Origin of the sequence: Paenibacillus sp. GCM10027630 (genome assembly GCF_042676305.1) — a bacterium.
GTDB lineage: Bacteria > Bacillota > Bacilli > Paenibacillales > NBRC-103111 > Paenibacillus_S.
In genome coordinates this window covers 168,022-186,839 of record NZ_JBHTGY010000036.1, presented here as the reverse complement: position 1 = coordinate 186,839, position 18,818 = coordinate 168,022, and the positions used below count along the sequence as shown (strand labels likewise).

Sequence of the window (18,818 nt, the reverse complement as noted above, 5' to 3'; positions counted from 1 at the left end):
ATGACATTCGGTAACCGTCAAATCAAATCATTCCTTTACCACTTGATGGTAGGCGGCTTAGCTCTCGTGATGCTTTACCCGATTTTATGGCTAGCTGCCAGCTCTTTGAAGCCTAATAGCGAGATTTTTTCTACAGCCTACAGCTTGATTCCAAGTCGTTTGGAATTTAATAACTATGTTACGGGTTGGAAAGGCTTTGCTGGCAACACATTCGGAACCTTTTTCAAAAACTCGTTCATTATCGTTATTTTATCCACTATAGGTGCAGTTGCCTCTTCTGCTCTGGTAGCGTACGGATTAGCGAGAATTCCTTTCAAAGGAAAGGGCTTTTGGTTCGGTTGTGTCATGATGACGATGATGCTGCCGCATGACGTTACAATCATTCCGCAGTATGTTATGTTCGCCAAGCTTGGCTGGTTGTCATCGTTTAAGCCCATTATTATTCCCAGCTTTTTCGGATATCCGTTCTTTATCTTTCTGATTATGCAGTTTATCCGAACGATTCCACATGAAATGGATGAGGCAGCTAAAATAGACGGATGCAATAAGTACTCCATCTTTTTCAGAATCATCGTTCCGTTAATTGTACCTTCATTGGTTACATCTACGATTTTCTCGTTTTATTGGAAATGGGATGATTTCATCAATCCGCTGCTTTACTTAAGCAAACCATCGCTGTATCCGGTATCGCTTGCATTGAAATTATTTCTTGATGGTGATTCACTTAATAACTGGGGCGGGATGTTCGCTATGTCAACAGCTTCGCTGCTGCCGATTATCATCGTATTCTTTATCTTTCAGAAGTTTATTGTGGAAGGCATTAGCACCAGCGGTTTGAAAGGTTAATGATAGATGAACAGGGAAACTTTAGGGGGAGAGTTAGACATGCCAGCACTACAATTTGATGAAAATGAAATCCGTGCAGTTATTGATAAAGTAGTACATCGAACTTTTCAAATGGACTTTAACTGGGATTGGCCGGGTGGCGTAGCTTTCTACGGAGTTACAGAAGCCTATGAAGCAACGGGAAAAAAGGAATATTTGGAGCTGCTAAAAGCTTGGGTCGATGAACAGCTGGAGGATGGGTTGCCTAAACTGACCGTTAATGGAGTATCCATCGGACATTCACTGCTAAGCTTATATAAAGCAACTGGAGAAGAGAAATATATCGATTATGCCGTTCAAATGGCAGATTTCCTGAAAAATGATGCAGAGCGGTTTGCAGATGGCATATTCCAGCATACGGTTAACTCGGAGGATTACAATTTTCCGGAGCAGGCTTGGGTAGATACGATGTTTATGGCCGGGTACTTCCTGGTTCGAATCGGAACCATGCTGAATCGTGAGGATTATCTGGAGGATGGAATCAAGCAATATCATGGTCATGAGGAGTTCCTGCAAGACCCTGCTACTAACCTTTACTATCACGGTTGGGATAATCTGACACAAAGCCATATGTCCGGTATTTACTGGGCACGAGGCAATTCCTGGGCTGCAATCACAATGGCGAGAGCGCTTAAGCACATTCATGTTACTCATCCATCGTTTATGATTATTGAAGGATCTTTGCGTGATCAGCTGAGCGCGTTGGTCAGGCTTCAGGCAGATTCGGGCTTGTGGCATACGATTGTGAATGATCCTACCTCTTATACGGAAACCTCCGGGTCGGCAGGAATCGCGGCAGCACTCATTTCAAGCGGCAAAATGTATAATAAATATGTTAATAAGTCCATTGTAGGCATTTTGGACCGGATCACCGAAGAGGGGGCCGTTGGTGGCGTATCTGCTGGAACGGCTGTCATGCGAGATGCGGAGGGCTACAAGGGAGTGCCTCATAAGCGGGTTCAAGGCTGGGGTCAAGGCTTGGCATTAACCTTCTTATCCTCGCTGTTATCCCGCAAGGAGTTTTAATTGTAAGAGATTTGACCGCCGTTAGTTTTATACGGCGGTTTTTGTGTATAGTAGAAGAAACAGGCAGATACACTTAGGGGAGGACATGGGGATGAACAAGGAATTCAAGTTTGATTTTGGCATTGGCACAGCAGCGTCAGGGTATATTAAAATTGGACAACAATCGTTATATGATGAAGAAAAGGGCTATGGATTTGAGGATCTAAGCCGTGTATATGCAATTGATCGCGAGGCGTCTCAAGCAGGAGAGCTTCGACGAGACTTCTGCATTCCATTGGAAACGGCGTTTATTGTAGAGGTGCCTAACGGCAACTATAGCGTGACAGTTATGATGGGGGATACATTAATCGCCACTGAAACCACTATTAAATCTGGTGAAGGGCGCCTTCTTGTGCATAAGCTCCAAACGGCTGCGGGCCAGTTCATAAAGAGAAGCATGGGCGTTCATGTAGCCGATGGACGGCTGAAGCTTGTATTCTCAGGCATCGCGCCGCGAATTAATTCGCTTGAGATCAAAGCAAGCGCTCAGATCGTGACGGTCTTCTTGGCAGGTGATTCCACAGTGACGGATCAGGAAGCGGAAGGTTATCCATACGCGGGCTGGGGGCAGATGCTGCCGCATCATTTGAATGCGAGCGCGGCTGTTTCCAATCATGCTAAGTCTGGGCGGAGCTCTAAAAGCTTTATTGAAGAAGGAAGGCTTGATGCTATTTTTCAAGTTATCCAGCCTAATGATTATTTATTTATCCAATTCGGACATAACGACCAGAAGCCGGATGAAGAACGGCGCACTGAGCCTGATACGACATATAAGCATTATTTGAAAAAATACATAGACGGCGCACGGGAACGTGGAGCTGTACCTGTACTGGTTACACCGGTCCATAGAAGATTTTTTGATGACAAAGGGCAGCTGGAAAATACACACGGAGATTATTTGCAAGCGGTCAAGGAATTGGGGCATTCAGAGGATGTACCGGTAATAGATTTGGCTGAGAAAACCCGTCAGCTGTATGAATCTTATGGAATTGAACGTTCCAAGACGTTGTTTATGTGGGCGGTGCCGGGAGAGTTCCCGAATCATCCTGTGGGAGTACGCGATAACACCCATTTTCAAGAGGCTGGGGCCATTCAAGTCGCTAAGCTAGTCGTTGAAGGTATCCGGGAGCAGCAGCTTAATCCGCTGATGTTGTTTTTACATTAGAGTTAAAAAGATATGAAATACAGGCACTTCCAAGCGGAAATCTCGGAGGTGTCTTTTTTTGGGGTCATGCGTGAAAATTACTTGATTCGACCTGGCTGCATAAGCAGACAAAAGCTCGAAGCTTGGGTAATGCAGATATTTTATTACCTTGATTCAAAAAAAACATGACCTAAGTCATGTGAATTAGAAAAAAATGACAAGTTTTGCCGAAATACGGAACTTATAGTGAATTTCTTCATCTGGGATAGGTCATTAGATTCATTTATAATGAGGATAGTCTATTTGATAATGTTGCGTTCTGAGCAAAGTTCATAATCACGTAGTTTTACTAGTTAAGAACTATGGAGGGGAATCTGTGAAAAAAAAATTAAGGTTACTCGTATGTTATTTATTTCTTTGTTCTTTATTGCCAATTAATTTTATTTTTGCTGCTATTCCTATTGACCGTAACGGAAATGGTATTCAAATTGATGATATCGTTTATTACCTATCTCAAACAGGTGGATCGTCACACTCGGAATTAACTAATTTATTAAATCTAATTGATCCAATAACGCCAACACTAAAGGTGCTGGCAGCACCAGCAAACCTTGCTGCGACTGTGGGAGATTCAAAAATCAATTTAACTTGGTCGTCGGTTGCAGGAGCTACTTATTATAATGTTTATCAATCACTTGATGATTCAACTTATCGTTTAATTAACGCCCCTGGCACAATAACTTCAACCACTTATGAAGTGACTGGGCTAACAAATGGTATATTGTATTATTTCAAAGCATCTGCTGCAAAAACAGGTGCAGAAAGTGCTTATTCTAATGTTGTAGGTGCAACACCGAGAACAATACTAACGGCAGTAGACGTTGCTGCAGGGATTACGAGCGTAACGGCACCCGCTGCAGATGCGACAAGCTTGTCACTGCCGACCGTCCCTCCGGGATATACCATAGCCATTCATACTTCTAGCAACACAGAAGTAGTTGGAATAAACGGTGCGATTGCGCCACCAGCAGACGCTACTTTTGTCAATCTAGTGTTCACGGTAACAAGAACATCCGACAACACCACAGCCAATACGGGAATCATTGCTGTCGTGGTACCCGCGCATGTACTTACGGCAGGAGAGGTAGCCGCAGGGATTACGAGTGTAACGGCACCCGTTGCAGATGCGATAAGCTTGTCATTGCCGACCGTCCCGCCGGGATATACCATAGCCATGCATACTTCTAGCAACACTGAAGTAGTTGGAATAAACGGTGCGATTGTGCCACCAGCAGCCGCTACTCTTGTCAATCTAGTGTTCACGGTAACAAGAACATCCGACAACACCACAGCCAATACGGGCACCATTGCTGTCGCGGTACCCGCGCATGTACTAACGGCAGGAGAGATAGCTGCAGGGATTACGAGCGTAACGGCACCGGTTGCAGATGCGACAAGCTTGTCATTGCCAACCGTTCCACCGGGATATACCATAGCCATTCATACTTCTAGCAACACTGAAGTAATTGGAATAAACGGTGCGATTGCGCCACCATTAAGCCCTACCCTTGTCGATCTAGTATTCACGATAACAAGAATATCCGACAACACCATAGCCAATACTGGCATCATTGCTGTCATGGTACCCGCGTGTACAGTACTGCCAAATGGGGGTCCAGCGGGATACACCTTCTGTGGGAATGAGAATGATACGTGTAGTTTTTCTGGGACTGCGAGTGTAGCTTATGGAGCAAATGACCATTTTAATTATAAAACTTTCACAACGAATACTCCTTGCACCAATGATGTGTTTGGCGATCCGATAGGAGGCGTTGTCAAGTCCTGTTACTATCAAATTATTACAACAGCAACCGCAGGAGAGGTAGCCGCAGAGATTACGAGCGTAACGGCACCCGCTGCAGATGCCACAAGCTTGTCATTGCCAACCGTCCCGCCGGCATATACCATAGCCATTCATACTTCTAGCAACACAGAAGTAGTTGGAACCAACGGTGCGATTAAACCACCAACAGCCGCTACTAGCGTTAATCTAGTGTTCACGGTAACAAGAACATCCGACAACACCACAGCCAATACGGGCTCCATTGCTGTCATGGTACCCGCGCATGTACTAACGGCAGGAGAGGTAGCCGCAGAGATTACGAGCGTAACGACACCCGCTCCGGATGCGACAAGCTTGGCGTTGCCAACCGTCCCGTCGGGATATACCATAACCATTCATACTTCTAGCCACACAGAAGTAGTTGGAACCAACGGTGCGATTAAACCACCAACAGCTGCTACTAGCGTTAATCTAGTGTTCACGGTAACAAGAACATCCGACAACACCACAGCCAATACGGGCTCCATTCCTGTCGCGATATTAGCGTATTTATCAACGGAAAGATCAGGTATTAATGTAGCATTAGCTTTAAATGGAGGCACTGCGAGCTCCTCAACTACAATAAGTAGCAGTTTTACTGAATCAAGTATAAACAATGGAGATAGGCGGGGATTAAACTGGGGTAATGGTGGCGGATGGAACGATGGAACTCCAGATGTTTACCCGGATTGGGTGCAGATTGATTTTAATGGAAGTCAGGCTATTTATGGAATAGACGTATTTACAATCCAAGATAATTTTGGGAATCCTAGCGAACCGACAACTACAATGACCTTTAGTCAGTTCGGAATTACTGACTATACCGTTCAGTATTGGAACGGTTTGACTTGGGTTATTCTAACAAATGGTAACGTAACTGAAAATAATAACGTCTGGAAGCAATTCACCTTCTCACCTGTCGTAACAAATAAAATTAGACTCACTATAACCAACGCAAAAAGCAACTTTAGTCGGGTTATTGAACTTGAAGCTTGGACACAAAGTAGTGCAGCATAAACTGCAATAGTAGCATGAATAATCCGAACGCGAGTACATAATAATTTGATTTATATGGTATTTATGTTAATATATACCATTATCGACTCCGCGCATGTGGAGTCGATATCAACATTTAGTTTGGGGAAATAAGGGAATGTTGGGCGAAGATCAGGGCTGGGCTCTGGTCTTTTTTTCATGTTCTCTATGCCCGCTTTTATTGTGCTGTACCCGATGTGTAACGAAAGACCTTTCAGTCCCACCTTTCGTTCTGCGTTTTCCTGTATTTATCTGATCCGAACGGATCGATTCCCTTGCCCCTTCCCTGTCGGAAAAACGGTTGATCACCGCTATGGGAGTTCAGCCAAGCGGGGCGTGATCCATGCTGCCTCTTACTGCATCAGAGCAATTCAATGGCTTACTCATGTGGCTAGAGATGGAGAACTCAGGGGCGTTCAAGAAACTTATTAATTGAACATAACTTACGTTTCGTCGCTCATATAGTCAAACTATATGAGCGACGAAACGATGTAATCAGGGAGGACAATAATAGCCGATGCAAGGGCATATTTTGTGGTTGGACAAGTTGTTAATGCGGGTGTACGATTCCTTTTTTCAACCGACTTCGTTATGCTATAATATTTGTAAGAAGTAGCCGGACGGAGGGTGACGTGAAATGAAAAATTCCCAGAAGTTGCATAAATTAATTAAGCTGACAGGTGATCGGGCCAAATTGGATGCGAAAGCGAATGATACCTACATCGTCTATAAAATTGACAATGGACAGATTATTAAAGAATATGCGGATGGCAAAATCGTTTCTGTTGCAGACAAAGAGTAACTCATGAGTGAAACTAAGGCTACAATGTATGTATTTGCAGGCAATAATGGCAGTGGAAAGAGTACCATCCGAAATTTGATCGTAGATCAGCTCGGGATAAGTGTGAATATTGATCCAGACTCGCTTGCCCGCTCCATAAACCCGGAGCATCCAGAGCTTTTTCGTGTTTCAGCAGGGAAAGAGGCCATTAAGCTAGCAAAGGATTGTATCCGTAACTTGCGTGACTTTTCTGTTGAAACGACTTTAGCCGGCGGCAACGTTATCAGACTTATTAAGGAAGCCAAGACAAACGGTTTCGATATCACCATGTTCTTTGTTGGACTTGGGGACTATCGTCTGAACATTGAACGCGTAGCAGTTCGTGTTCAGAATGGCGGCCACAATATTCTAACGGAGGACATCATCAGGAGACATCATACATCAATGAAGAACTTACTTGAACATTTGAGCCTGATAGATAACTTATTGGTGATCGATAATAGTCATTCTTTCGGGGCAATAGTGCTGGAAGTAGAGAGTCAAGAAATTACATACTATAGTGAAGTGATCCCACCGTGGGTTGAGAACATCTTAAAGGCTCTCAATGATTAACATGGAGGATTTGCCGAATTATTAACTACGTGGGTGTCTCATCTTCACCTTCAATTAATGGCTGGGGAAACACCACGATATGCACACAATCCGATGTAAACAAACAAACCCGCTCTTTAAGGATTCAACCTTGAATGGCGGGTTTTGTTTTAATGAAAATTTTGGAAATAAGCTAGGTGGAGGGCAAATTTTAGAAATAATGAGAAAAGACACATAATAGAAATGTTAGTTAATGAGGTAATAATCACTTGCAAAACCAATTTTGTTAACACTACAATTTGAGGCTTGCCGGATGAACTTCTTAGTAATCTCACTGGCCCAGAGAAAAATAGAACTACTCTTTGTGTGCAACGGAAATTTAAGTTTAAGTACATTGGAACTAAAATCATTGCTGATTTGTAAACAACATCAAATTTAATGAGTACAGGCACGTATAGGCCCTAGCCCACATAAAATGGTACTAATCTCATCAAGGGGGTGGCTCAACGTGCCTGGATTTTTCACAGCAATTGCCTTATTTATTAAAGAATTAATGCTGTTGGTTTCGTATGTCAAAAACAATGCTTTTCCCCAACCACTATCTGAAGTGGAAGAAGACAAACACCTTCGCTTAATGGCGAGTGGTAACCAACATTCGCGCAACTTGTTAATAGAGCATAATCTGAGACTAGTAGCTCATATCGTCAAAAAATTCGACAATACAGGTGAGGATCTGGAGGATCTAATAAGTATAGGGACGATTGGGTTGATCAAAGCGATTGAATCGTTTTCGCCGGATAAAGGAACCAAGCTGGCAACGTTCGCTGCCCGCTGTATTGAGAATGAAATACTTATGCATTTGAGGTCATTAAAGAAAACGCGGAAAGATGTCTCCCTTCACGACCCTATCGGCACGGACAAGGAGGGAAATGAGATTACATTGATCGACATTCTTGGTACAGAGGCCGATGATGTTGTAGATAAGGTGCAGCTTAAGATCGAGAAATCGAAAATTTACAGAAATCTGGATATTTTGGATGAGCGTGAGCGAGAGGTAGTCGTTGGGCGCTTCGGGCTTGAAGCTGGTGGAGAAGAAAGGACACAGAGGGAGATTGCAAAGGAACTGGGGATTTCGCGCAGCTATGTATCTCGGATTGAGAAGCGGGCATTGATGAAGCTTTATCATGAGTTTTATAAGGTAAAGCGATGATAAAATAAATGACTAATTAGCCTGCTTTTAGCGGCAGGCTTTTTAGAATACAACAAAAGGAAGATAACTGAAGTGGACGAGCTTATTGAAGTTGCTGAGAACAAGATAAATTCAATGAGAGCTTCAATAGAATATAACAAAAAATATGTTGACTTTCCGTTTACTAACAACTGAGATCACTACTATACAATCTTACTTTTACACAATAGATTTGAAAATTGGGAGCTTTTCTTAAGATGACTTGTGCCGATTTAGGCCCACCCGCCGACTTAATTAAAATTACAGATTATCCTCCTGTTACTGTATCACATAACTCAAGCTTGGTTATCCAATATCCGAAGGGAATGGAACCAGGTGTAACAAAAGTTTCAAAATTAGTAGATAATAAATATGAAGAATTGACCTTAAAAAATGGATGCCTTACCTTCCGATGTGCCAGGTACATTATGATAGGCATTTGCATAGGATGGAGTAAACCGCATAATTTTGGAGGTGAAAGTATTGAGTTATCATCATGCTATGCAACACCAGCAAACGCTATATCAAGCGGACCCGCATCTAACACAGAGTTTAAGATCGATAAGAGACCGCATCCATCATATTTGCAGACATCATGTGAGTCAACTCGTTAGGATACAAACATTAGATGGCCAAGTGTACACTGGGATTATCGTTCAGTGTGAGGGTGGATTTTTGTATCTGAAGGTTCCTCGTCATGATGTGCATCGTGCCTTTATTGGTCCGAGCAGTGATGAAGTTATTTTGACCCTTGTCTTATATGAACTGTTGGTTATTACATTGTTGTATACCTAAAATCTCTCTCGTTTAAAAGCTTTTTATTTTACCTGCTGGGTATATAATACAATGTAGGGAGATTTGTGTCATTAATGTAGGTGTCAGGTAAAGAGCTACCATCACCAGTTTCGTAAAGTAACGAAGGGCAAGAGCATTTTTCCATCCGATGAAGCTCTTCTCAAAATGCTCTATCTCTCCACCGTGAATGTCATTCGCAAATGGACTGGCCGTGTCCAGAACTGGGGTCAGATGCCTCTCCAACTCCCCGGATCATGTCGGACAGCATCTACGTTAAGAGGTGATTTACCCCTTGGGGAATCCTTTGAATAAGAGTAATGGCTAATCAGCTTTTTTCGTACATTTATTCAGAACGGATTGTTAAACGGCGACCGCTTATAAGTATAATCGCAATAGAGATCAGTAATAAGCCAGCGCATATGCCATACATGTAGGAGTAGGACAAATAATCAGCAATAGTTCCCATCGCCATGTTGCCAAGCACAAGACCGAGATCGGATACAGCAATGAACAGACCGATTAACGTATTGCGGGATGACATCGGCAACACAAAGGTCAAATACGTCACTAAATGAGGGTAGAGCAGTGCCATGCCTAACCCGATCAATATGGACCCAGCATACATGAAAGAAGCTCCGCAATAAACGGCTAAGGCCAATAGCTTCAAGCCAATAGCCATACTCAGCAGTAAACCGATGACAAAACGGGGATGCCATTGGCCATCTGAAGGAACTCGTTTACGCAATGCGAATCTGCAAAAAACCATCACGACAGCTTGGAGCATCAAGTATATGCCGGCATGACCGACACCACTTTGTTTGGCATATAGTGCAATGAACGTTGTAACGGCACCGAAGGTGACTGAAGCAATAAGCATAGCCGTACTGCTTACGAGAAATGCACGATGAGTCCATAGCTGGCGAAACTGAGAGAGCATGGACATTTCTAGTTGCTGCTTGTCCGGATGTCCTTGCGAACCGGAAGGCAGCGGTGCCGTATAGCCGATGATACCCGTGGCAAGGGCAATAATGATGATTGTTGCCGAGAATGCGTTCATTCCGCCCCAATCCCACAAAGTTAATGCCATTATAGGACCTACAACCGCTGGCAGCATTCCCGCTAACAAATACAGTGATATGCCCTGCGAGCGCTCATTGTCAGGCAACGTATCAACAATACCTATTTGCAGCGACAAGGAGAAAAATGCTGTCGTTACACCCTGCATGGCACGAAGTGCGAAATACCAATCCAGCTCGGATGTTGTATACAAAATGAGAATAAGGCCATTCGCAAGTAACAAAGCGCGTAAAACAGACAGCGGTCCGAAGCGGTGAACGATGCTGCCGGCCCAGGGACGGAAGAGCATGCTAGTTATCATATAAGCTCCCATCATGACGCCAATCTCCGCGTTGCTTGCGCCTTCAGCTTCACCACGCAGAGGGACAATAATATTTAAGATCGGATTTGCGCTAAAAAAAAAGAAAGTAATGACATATAGTTTGAGAAAAGGTATGGATAAGGGGCAATTTTTGTTCATGGTGACAGCTTTTCTAATGCAACGGATTTGATTTTTCGATCCCGGGGATGCTCAGTAAGAACGGATTGCAACAAAAGCTTTACAGCGGGATGTGTCGATGTGAAGATCAGATCCTTGTTTTCGAATGAGCCAACCAGTTCTCCGTGCTCCATGACCGCTAACCGATCTGAAATCGCGTAAGCAGCTTTTATGTCATGAGTAATGAACAGGTAAGAAAGTCCAAATGACAGCTTTAAATCGCGTAACAACGCTAATATTTGGGTCTGATTCACCATATCGAGGCTGCTGACCGATTCATCCAGCACAATGAGCTTCGGCTTCAGTGCAATCGCCCGTGCGATGTTGATTCTTTGCAGTTGGCCCCCACTGAATTGATGGGGGTATTTGTCCATGTCTACCGATTGCAGGCCGACCATTTCCAGTAGCTCGCCGACGGCGCGTTTTTGTTCAAGCAATGTCATCGCCATGTAGTTACTCAACGGCTCTCCAATGATCTGTTCGGCACACATACGTGGATTAACAGCTGAATAGCAATCTTGAAAAACAACTTGCAAGTCTCGACGCACCTTTTTGCGGACCGTTGCATGCATATTGTACACATCTTGTCCCTGAAAAATGACCTGACCTAGCTGCGGTTTTTCTAAGCCTAGAATGACTTTACCAAGTGTGCTTTTCCCTGCGCCGCTGCTTCCTAATAGACCTAGACAAACGCCTTCATCGATGGAGAGCGAAACGTTGGAAAGGATTGGATTTTGATGGCGCGATGAGCCGAATAATCTATTTTTTCTATAGGTATGACTGACTTCCTTTACTTGCAACAAGCTCATATATGTTACCCCATTTAAAAGTTTACAGCGTACTCGACCGTCTGCTTGCTAGAAGGATCGGGCAGCCTCAACCTCGCGTTTAGTAATTTTTTTGTGTAGGCATCCTCTGGATGATCGAACAGTTGAAACACATTCGCTTGTTCAACAATTTTCCCATACTGCATAACTATGACTTCATCTGCCATTTCTGCAATGACGCTTAAATCATGGGAAATCAGCAAAATCGTTGTACCACATTCGGACCGCAGCAGTTCCAACTGCCTTAACACCTGCAATTGATTGACCACGTCCAATGCTGTCGTTGGTTCATCGGCAATGACGACAGAGGGCTTCATGGACATGCACATGGCAATCATCACCCGCTGCAACATGCCTCCACTCAGTTGATAAGGGTACAGCTTGAGGATCTCGTAAGGATTGGGTAAATTCACTCTTTCTAAAGAAACGGCAGCCAACTCATAAGCTTCTTTTTTGTTCAGCGTGCTGTGTGCACGGATCGTCTCCATGAATTGATTTCCAATTGTATACACAGGTGTAAAGGCATTCATCGGATTTTGCATAATAAAACCAATTTCTTTGCCGCGAACCTGACGCATTTGTTTCTGATCCAAACCATTCAGTTCACGACCGTTCAACTGAATACTTCCTTCGACAATCGTATGTTGATCCATTAACTGTAGTAAGGAGTTGCACGTAACAGTTTTGCCGCAGCCACTTTCGCCTACTAGACCAAGAACCTGTCCCTCCACTAAATCAAAATGAATGTTGTGAAGAAGTGGAAGCAGGCCTTGATCTGTCTTTACATTGACGTTCAGGCCGCTTACCTGCAATACTTTGCGGGATGTTTTCATCTAAGGGCCTCATTTCTTGTTTAATAGCGTTTTTTTACCCCGAATTTATTCGATAGGGCTTCGCCCAGCAGATTGAAATTAATCACCACCAGTAAAATAAAAAATCCTGGGTATATCATCAGCTCTGGATGACTCCGAATATAGCTTTTGCCCTCATGAATCATTGCACCCCACTCAGGGGTTGGCGGCTGAATGCCTAATCCTAGGAAAGACAACGCAGATATATCCATAATTGCCCAGCCAATCTCAAGTGTCCCGATTACGACAATAGGGGGTAGCACATTAGGAATAATGTGTAGTCTAAATATTTTCCAAGGTGAGGACCCGCTTATGATGGCTGCGGTAATAAATTGGCGCTCCCTTAAACTGACAACGAGGCCGCGAAACATTCGTGCGTAATATACCCACTGAACAAGCAGCAGGGCAAGTACTATCTGCATAATACCTGGACCCAGCATAGCTACGATTCCCAGAACAAGTACAAGATTCGGAAAGGCCATGACTCCATCGCAGAAGCGCATGATGAGGGTATCGATCCAATCGCCTTTGTAACCCGCAACCGTGCCAACGATAAGCCCTATGCTCAATGATAAAATAAACACGAGAAAAACTAAGCCTAACGATATGCGAGCTCCGTATAACAGGCGGGACAACATGTCACGTCCCAAATGATCTGTTCCCAATAAATACTCGGCCGAAGGAGGCTGTAGTTTGAGTGCTAAATTGACCTTGATCGGATCATGTGGTGCAATGAAAGGTGCCAGAATCGTGATCAAAAAACAAAGCAGGAGGAAGCAAGAACACATGATAATAGTTTTCCTGCCTCTGAGAACATTTTTCATAGGTGCAATCACCGATCGGTTCTTCCTTTCAGGGAAATTCGAGGGTCCATATACCTTTGCACTACATCAACGATCAGGTTGCATAGCAGGAATGCACATGCAGCGAGAAGCACATAACATTGAATGACTGGTATATCTCGATTAAAGATAGCTTCTATAAAATATCGGCCAATCCCAGGCCATGAAAACACTTGCTCTACGATAATAGTACCGGTGAGCAGCTTGCCAAAATTCATGCCCAAGCCGGTTATGACAGGGGAAATAGCTATTTTCATTACGTGCTTCAGCATGATGATTTTCTCATCAATACCACGTGTTCTGGCGTACAGCACATAAGCTTCTTGCAATTGTTCCAATACACTTGCCCGCAATAGTCGGGTATAGACAGCGATGAGTGCAAAGGATAGTGTTAATGAAGGGAGGACCAGGTGATGCCAGCTCCCCATACCATTTACGGGCAACCAATCCAATTGGACAGCGAAGAAAAAGATTAATAAATAACCAAGCCAAAATTGTGGAATGGAAGCCCCGAAATAGGAAAGTGCTTTGCTTAAATAATCAACCCAGCTATGGATATGGACAGCTGACAAATACCCAAGCGCAATGCTGACTACAAGCGTTAGGCCAATACTGCTCAAGGCGATCTGTAACGTTGCAGGCAGCCGAAGCGTCACTTCTTCCCATACGGGCTTATTGGAAAGATACGATGTTCCAAAATCAAGTCGAGCGATATGGGTTAACGCTTGCCAATATTGAACGTAAAGCGGCTGATCCAACCCTAATTCATGTCTCTTCTGAGACAGGAGCTCCTCCGTTGGTTGGATATGCGAAGCCGAGAAATAAGCTTCCGCCGGATCGACCGGCGAAAGTTGAATCAGGATAAAGGTAAGGAGTGTAGCAAAGATAACCAGCGGAATAATGGCGAGAAGTCGCTTCCCAATATAGCTACTCAATTCCATTGAAAGGGTGATCCCAACGGCTGGCCGGGAATGTAACATTTTTTAATGCTTTATTGTAAACAACCGTTTGTTTAATATAAGACACAGGTACGATGACGGACTGTTCATGCAAGGTCGTCAAAATATCCGTGTACAGCTTTCTGCGTTCAACTTCGTTCGTGGAAGCAAGCACGGTCTGGATCTTCTGGTCTAGCTCCTGCTTCATAGGAATTCGTGTATGGGCTTCAGCTACACCAAAGCTTGGTTCTTTTACTGCATTAACAAGTGTATGGGGGTCATAAGGAACACCGGAATTAAACCAGAAACGGACATCGAACTTTCCTTCTCTTAATAGCTTAGTGGCCGTAGTTAATTCCACAGCGGTGATGTTCAGCTTCACGCCAATCTCTCCCCACGCCGCTTGCAGGGCTTCTCCCATCACTTTTTGAATCGGATCTGTTTTGTCGTAAACCAATTCTAGCTCCAATTTCTTTCCGTCTTTCTCCCGAACAGTTTGTCCCTGCGCCAGCTTCCAGCCGGCTTCATCTAAATATGCTGTAGCTTTGGCTGCATTATAATCGATCGGGTTAACTTTCATATCCACATAAGGATAATTGTTCGATAAAAGGGAATCTGCTTTTTCCTCTACACCAGCTGTGATGCCATCCACTATACTCTTTTTATTCACGCCATGATGAAGGGCGAGACGGACTCTTAGATCTGCAAGCTTCTCGTTGGAAGAGTTCAACAACAGATTTCTGGTACCTACCGGATCAGAGAGAGCCGTGCCGTATTTGCCTGTGTTTTGCAGCTGTTTATAGGTATCGAGGCTGATGGCTCCTTCGCCAAATATCATGTCCAGCTCGCCTTTTTCAAAAGCAAGCACGCGCGTTTCGCTGTCAGGAATGATCTTGACAGTTACCTTATCCAGCTTTGGCTGCTCGCCCCAATAATTAGGGTTTCTGGTGAAAACGGTATACTGATCTTGCTTGTACTCCGTAATCATCCACGGTCCGGTTCCAATCGGTGCTTTAATGCTTTTTAAGGTATCGTCGCCGTCTGGAAAACCAGCTTCACCAAGGAAGCGGAAAGGCCGTACTGTCGCCAAATCCTGTAAAGTTGGATAATACGGCTCAGAGAGCGTTAATTTAATCGTCTGCTCGTCCACAACCTCCATTTTTTCAAGCACCTTTGCGATTCCAAGCCAACTGTGCGTACTTTTGTTTTTCATAATGGCATCGAAGTTTTTCTTCACGATTGCAGCGTTAAATGAGGAACCATCAGAGAACTTAATATTTTTGCGAAGCTTGAAGGTATACTCTTTTCCATCGGGGGAAATGTCCCAGGACTCAGCCAGGTAAGGCTTGAGCTTCCCACCCTCGTTATAACTAATAAGCGGCTCGTAAAGCATGGACTGCGAAAATAATTGAGAAGGATAGTAGGCATGCGGATTCGAAGGGCCAAGATCTCTCATCCATGACACGATGAGTTCCTTTTTTTTCTGTGCCGGGGCCGTTTTTTCGTTGGATGCCGGCTCTGGATTTGTGCAACCCAATACAGTGATAAGCAATGCTAATAACACCGCTATTTTTGGTATGAAGCGAGTTGATTTTTTAAGGATCATCGATTGTATTCCCCTTTTGTAGTGATAATGATTATCATGCTCGTTAATAATATTTTTTTTTGTTACACTTAACAATGGAGAAATACCTGTTTTTTTATTGGACAAAAAAGAGAAGCTGCCTCTAACATAAAAAGTATCCTTGACTTAACGATACGAATTCATGATGCATCGAAGCTATCCCTAGAGACAATCAGGATTGGATGAAGAAGGAGGGGACCCCGTACTTGCATATATACGATATATTAGAAGTGAAAATAATTGACTTGTTGTCCAACAAGCTGCTTGTTCCTACGGATAGGACGGGCCATCGGATTATTTGCTTTGCCCGAATGGGAGGCAATCTTCATCTGGCGGGGCATACCCTGTATGCGGATCAAGGATCTTGTATGCTTCTGGCCCCAGGGGACAAGGCGGAAATAGAGATTAGTGGCGTAAGTGATCTGCTGGGTGCTGTGTATATGATTCGCTTCCATGCTTATGGTAGGGGGGAAAAAGAACCGTCGATTGATATTGGGCCATGTGTTCCATATGAGACGAAGATCGATGTGATGCCATTGTCGCGGCTTGTCGATTTGCTAGAACAGCTTGCTCATACAGCTAGCGATGCCTTGAGACATGAGTACGTAGAACGTTGTAAGCAGCAGATTCGTCTTCAGGAGCTTCTTGTATTGCTTATGGAAAATGTCCAAACCACGCACTCGTTCACCGATGCCAAATCTGCTGTTCAACAAACGATCAACTATCTCAATCAGAACTATCGGGAAGAAATAACGGTTGAGCTGCTATCGCGAATGTCGGGTGTTGGCCGTTGGAAATACAGTGATTTGTTTCAGTCGTTGATTGGCAAAAAACCGCTTGAATATTTGACAGAGGTACGCATTAACAGGGCCAAGGAGCTTCTTCTCCAAACGGATGATCCTTTACGCGAAATTGCTCGCCGAGTCGGCTTTAAGGACGAATATTATTTTTCCCGCAAGTTTCGGCATGAAACGGGGATGACGCCCAAACAATATGTCCGCACAAAAAACAACAAACTAATAACAAATGATCGTAGCACAAGTCCCTTCACAAGAGTTGTGGCAGTGGGTGCTGTACTTGGTGATTTGTTGGCTCTTGGCATCAAGCCGATTGGAGCGGATATGACTGTAATTGGCAAAAAAGTAGTGTATCGCGAGGAACTGAACAATATAGCAGATGTCGGGCTCTTAGGTGAACCGGGTAAGGTGAAAGCGTTGAATCCCGATCTCATCGTATACAGTGGTTTCCGACTCGATTGGATAGATAAGCTGTCCGATATTTCACCGATCGTAGCTATTGATCGGTTTGAACATACGTATGATCGGCTATTAAAAGTAGCTGATCTATTCGGAAGAACCACCCAAGCGCGAAATTGGGTGGAGAGCCATGAGCAGAGATCCACAGAGCTATGGAAGCTGCTGTTTATGCATCCTATGGACAAACGGAAGCAAGCTACAATTTTCGTCGTGAACGATGGTGTTATATATGTCTTGGGAATGAGAGGTGTAGCATTTACGCTATATCATCCATTAGCTTTCGAGCCTTCCGACAAAGTGAAGGATTTGATTGCCAGGAAAATTCCGTTCTTCGCTATTGAACACGAGATGATCAAGGATTACGAGGCTGACCATCTGTTTCTACTCGTGGATGAGTGTAAACGTTCCAAGCGTGAGGCACAGAGTGTAACTAATCATCCTTATTGGAAATCACTGGGCCAAGATCGTGTTCATGTACTGGAAGCGAAATGGAATTTTGACGATCCGATTACGATGGATCGACTCCTCCCTTTATTACCCCGCATTATTAGGTCTATGTAGCATGTAAATAGTTGAATAGAGGGCGTGATGAGAAATAGAATTCGTTTAAACGAACTGAAAAAAACGATGTCTCAACTCCTCAAACCGATTGCATAAGTAATTGGTTATTTCCAAAGCCGCGGTAAAGTCTAGCTGGCAACGTTCGCTGCCCGCCGTATTGAGAATGAAATACTTATGCATTTGAGGTCATTAAAGAAAACGCGGAAAGATGTCTCCCTTCACGACCCTATCGGCACTGATAAGGAGGGAAATGAGATTACATTGATCGACATTCTTGGTACAGAGGCCGATGATGTCGTGGATAAGGTGCAGCTTAAAATCGAGAAATCGAAAATTTACAGAAATCTGGATATTTTGGATGAGCGTGAGCGAGAGGTAGTTGTTGGGCGCCTCGGGCTTGAAGCAGGTGGGGAGGAAAGGACACAGAGGGAGATTGCAAAGGAGCTAGGTATCTCGCGCAGCTATGTATCTCGGATTGAGAAGCGGGCGTTGATGAAGCTTTATCATGAGTTTTATAAGGTAAAGCGATGATAAAATAAATGACTAATTAGCCTGCTTTTAGCGGCAGGCTTTTTAGAATACAACAAAAGGAAGGTAACTGAAGTGGACGAGCTTATTGGAGTTGCTGAGAACAAGATAATTTCAATGAGAGCTTCAATAGAATATAACAAAAAATATGTTGACTTTCCGTTTACTAACAACAGAGATCACTACTATACAATATTGCTTTTACACAATAGACTTGAAAACTGGGAGCTTTTCTTAAAGACTCTACTATCTTTTAGAAACTCTCGGTGCAAGCCTATTAGTAAAAAAAGTGATTTTTTCGAAGAGGTAATAAAGTTAGAAAATGAAAGTATACCTAGGTTTGTTACCATGAGAACACAAGCCCAGCTTTAGAATAATGGAAGGTTGAAGAATTAGAAGGGATCTGGCTCTGTAATGAAAATATACAGTA

At 43.7% G+C, this 18,818-nt stretch carries 15 protein-coding genes and 2 pseudogenes; 11 read left to right on the top strand and 6 right to left on the bottom strand.

Features of this window, described 5'->3' with window-relative positions:
- The 8 genes and pseudogenes from ACFQ0C_RS17760 to ACFQ0C_RS39145 all read left to right on the top strand — a co-directional run.
- Positions 1–846, top strand: a complete 846-nt coding sequence (locus tag ACFQ0C_RS17760; protein WP_258215739.1) for a carbohydrate ABC transporter permease — start codon at positions 1–3, stop codon at positions 844–846.
- A gap of 39 nt (positions 847–885) precedes the next feature.
- On the top strand, positions 886–1,911 hold the full coding sequence (locus ACFQ0C_RS17755; RefSeq protein ID WP_379368391.1) for a glycoside hydrolase family 88/105 protein: 1,026 nt from the start codon (positions 886–888) through the stop codon (positions 1,909–1,911).
- 91 nt (positions 1,912–2,002) lie between these two features.
- Complete coding sequence (locus ACFQ0C_RS17750; protein WP_379368390.1) at positions 2,003–3,115, top strand: rhamnogalacturonan acetylesterase; 1,113 nt, start codon at positions 2,003–2,005, stop codon at positions 3,113–3,115.
- A gap of 355 nt (positions 3,116–3,470) precedes the next feature.
- Positions 3,471–5,993 carry a fibronectin type III domain-containing protein gene (locus ACFQ0C_RS17745; protein ID WP_379368389.1) on the top strand — a complete coding sequence of 841 codons (2,523 nt, stop codon included), beginning with the start codon at positions 3,471–3,473 and terminating at the stop codon, positions 5,991–5,993.
- A gap of 655 nt (positions 5,994–6,648) precedes the next feature.
- Positions 6,649–6,813 carry a hypothetical protein gene (locus ACFQ0C_RS17740; protein ID WP_379368388.1) on the top strand — a complete coding sequence of 55 codons (165 nt, stop codon included), beginning with the start codon at positions 6,649–6,651 and terminating at the stop codon, positions 6,811–6,813.
- 3 nt (positions 6,814–6,816) lie between these two features.
- Complete coding sequence (locus ACFQ0C_RS17735; RefSeq protein ID WP_379368387.1) at positions 6,817–7,404, top strand: ATPase; 588 nt, start codon at positions 6,817–6,819, stop codon at positions 7,402–7,404.
- Between the two features lie 487 nt (positions 7,405–7,891).
- Positions 7,892–8,593 carry an RNA polymerase sporulation sigma factor SigK gene (gene sigK / locus ACFQ0C_RS17730; protein WP_258215743.1) on the top strand — a complete coding sequence of 234 codons (702 nt, stop codon included), beginning with the start codon at positions 7,892–7,894 and terminating at the stop codon, positions 8,591–8,593.
- Positions 8,594–9,493: 900 nt separating this feature from the next.
- Positions 9,494–9,683, top strand: a pseudogene (locus ACFQ0C_RS39145) (IS256 family transposase); the annotation flags it as partial.
- 66 nt (positions 9,684–9,749) lie between these two features.
- On the opposite strand, the gene cntE reads toward ACFQ0C_RS39145, so the two are convergent.
- Genes cntE through nikA form a run of 6 tightly spaced genes read right to left on the bottom strand, consistent with a single transcriptional unit; the run spans position 9,750 to position 16,025 of the window.
- Positions 9,750–10,943, bottom strand: coding sequence for a staphylopine family metallophore export MFS transporter CntE (gene cntE, locus ACFQ0C_RS17725; protein WP_379368386.1), 1,194 nt, complete (start codon positions 10,941–10,943; stop codon positions 9,750–9,752).
- Entirely contained in the window at positions 10,940–11,770 is an 831-nt protein-coding gene (gene nikE, locus ACFQ0C_RS17720; protein ID WP_379368385.1) for a nickel import ATP-binding protein NikE, read from the bottom strand. The genes cntE and nikE overlap by 4 nt, the downstream gene beginning before the upstream one ends.
- A gap of 14 nt (positions 11,771–11,784) precedes the next feature.
- Entirely contained in the window at positions 11,785–12,621 is an 837-nt protein-coding gene (locus ACFQ0C_RS17715) for an ABC transporter ATP-binding protein (RefSeq protein WP_379368384.1), read from the bottom strand.
- 20 nt (positions 12,622–12,641) lie between these two features.
- Positions 12,642–13,475, bottom strand: a complete 834-nt coding sequence (gene nikC / locus ACFQ0C_RS17710; RefSeq protein WP_379368383.1) for a nickel ABC transporter permease subunit NikC — start codon at positions 13,473–13,475, stop codon at positions 12,642–12,644.
- Complete coding sequence (gene nikB, locus ACFQ0C_RS17705) at positions 13,472–14,416, bottom strand: nickel ABC transporter permease subunit NikB (RefSeq protein WP_379368590.1); 945 nt, start codon at positions 14,414–14,416, stop codon at positions 13,472–13,474. Before nikB ends, nikC begins: the two co-directional genes overlap by 4 nt.
- Positions 14,409–16,025, bottom strand: a complete 1,617-nt coding sequence (gene nikA, locus ACFQ0C_RS17700) for a nickel ABC transporter substrate-binding protein (protein WP_379368382.1) — start codon at positions 16,023–16,025, stop codon at positions 14,409–14,411. The genes nikB and nikA overlap by 8 nt, the downstream gene beginning before the upstream one ends.
- A 224-nt stretch (positions 16,026–16,249) precedes the next feature.
- Between nikA and ACFQ0C_RS17695 the strand changes: the two genes are divergently transcribed.
- From ACFQ0C_RS17695 to ACFQ0C_RS17685, 3 genes and pseudogenes are all read left to right on the top strand, one after another.
- Positions 16,250–17,860, top strand: a complete 1,611-nt coding sequence (locus ACFQ0C_RS17695; protein WP_379368381.1) for a helix-turn-helix domain-containing protein — start codon at positions 16,250–16,252, stop codon at positions 17,858–17,860.
- Positions 17,861–17,992: 132 nt separating this feature from the next.
- A pseudogene (locus ACFQ0C_RS17690) lies at positions 17,993–18,391 on the top strand (sigma-70 family RNA polymerase sigma factor); the annotation flags it as partial.
- Between the two features lie 72 nt (positions 18,392–18,463).
- The gene (locus tag ACFQ0C_RS17685) at positions 18,464–18,760 is read left to right on the top strand and encodes a hypothetical protein (protein ID WP_379368380.1); all 297 of its coding nucleotides are present in this window, start codon (positions 18,464–18,466) and stop codon (positions 18,758–18,760) included.
- The last annotated feature ends 58 nt before the right edge of the window (positions 18,761–18,818 follow it).

Bases quoted from the DNA above. Each gene is read 5' to 3' on its own strand.
- nikA (WP_379368382.1), bottom strand. From the start codon at position 16,025: ATGATCCTTAAAAAATCAACTCGCTTCATACCAAAAATAGCGGTGTTA.
- nikE (WP_379368385.1), bottom strand. From the start codon at position 11,770: ATGAGCTTGTTGCAAGTAAAGGAAGTCAGTCATACCTATAGAAAAAAT.
- ACFQ0C_RS17760 (WP_258215739.1), top strand. From the start codon at position 1: ATGACATTCGGTAACCGTCAAATCAAATCATTCCTTTACCACTTGATG.
- cntE (WP_379368386.1), bottom strand. From the start codon at position 10,943: ATGAACAAAAATTGCCCCTTATCCATACCTTTTCTCAAACTATATGTC.
- ACFQ0C_RS17740 (WP_379368388.1), top strand. From the start codon at position 6,649: ATGAAAAATTCCCAGAAGTTGCATAAATTAATTAAGCTGACAGGTGAT.
- ACFQ0C_RS17735 (WP_379368387.1), top strand. From the start codon at position 6,817: ATGAGTGAAACTAAGGCTACAATGTATGTATTTGCAGGCAATAATGGC.
- ACFQ0C_RS17750 (WP_379368390.1), top strand. From the start codon at position 2,003: ATGAACAAGGAATTCAAGTTTGATTTTGGCATTGGCACAGCAGCGTCA.
- ACFQ0C_RS17755 (WP_379368391.1), top strand. From the start codon at position 886: ATGCCAGCACTACAATTTGATGAAAATGAAATCCGTGCAGTTATTGAT.
- ACFQ0C_RS17715 (WP_379368384.1), bottom strand. From the start codon at position 12,621: ATGAAAACATCCCGCAAAGTATTGCAGGTAAGCGGCCTGAACGTCAAT.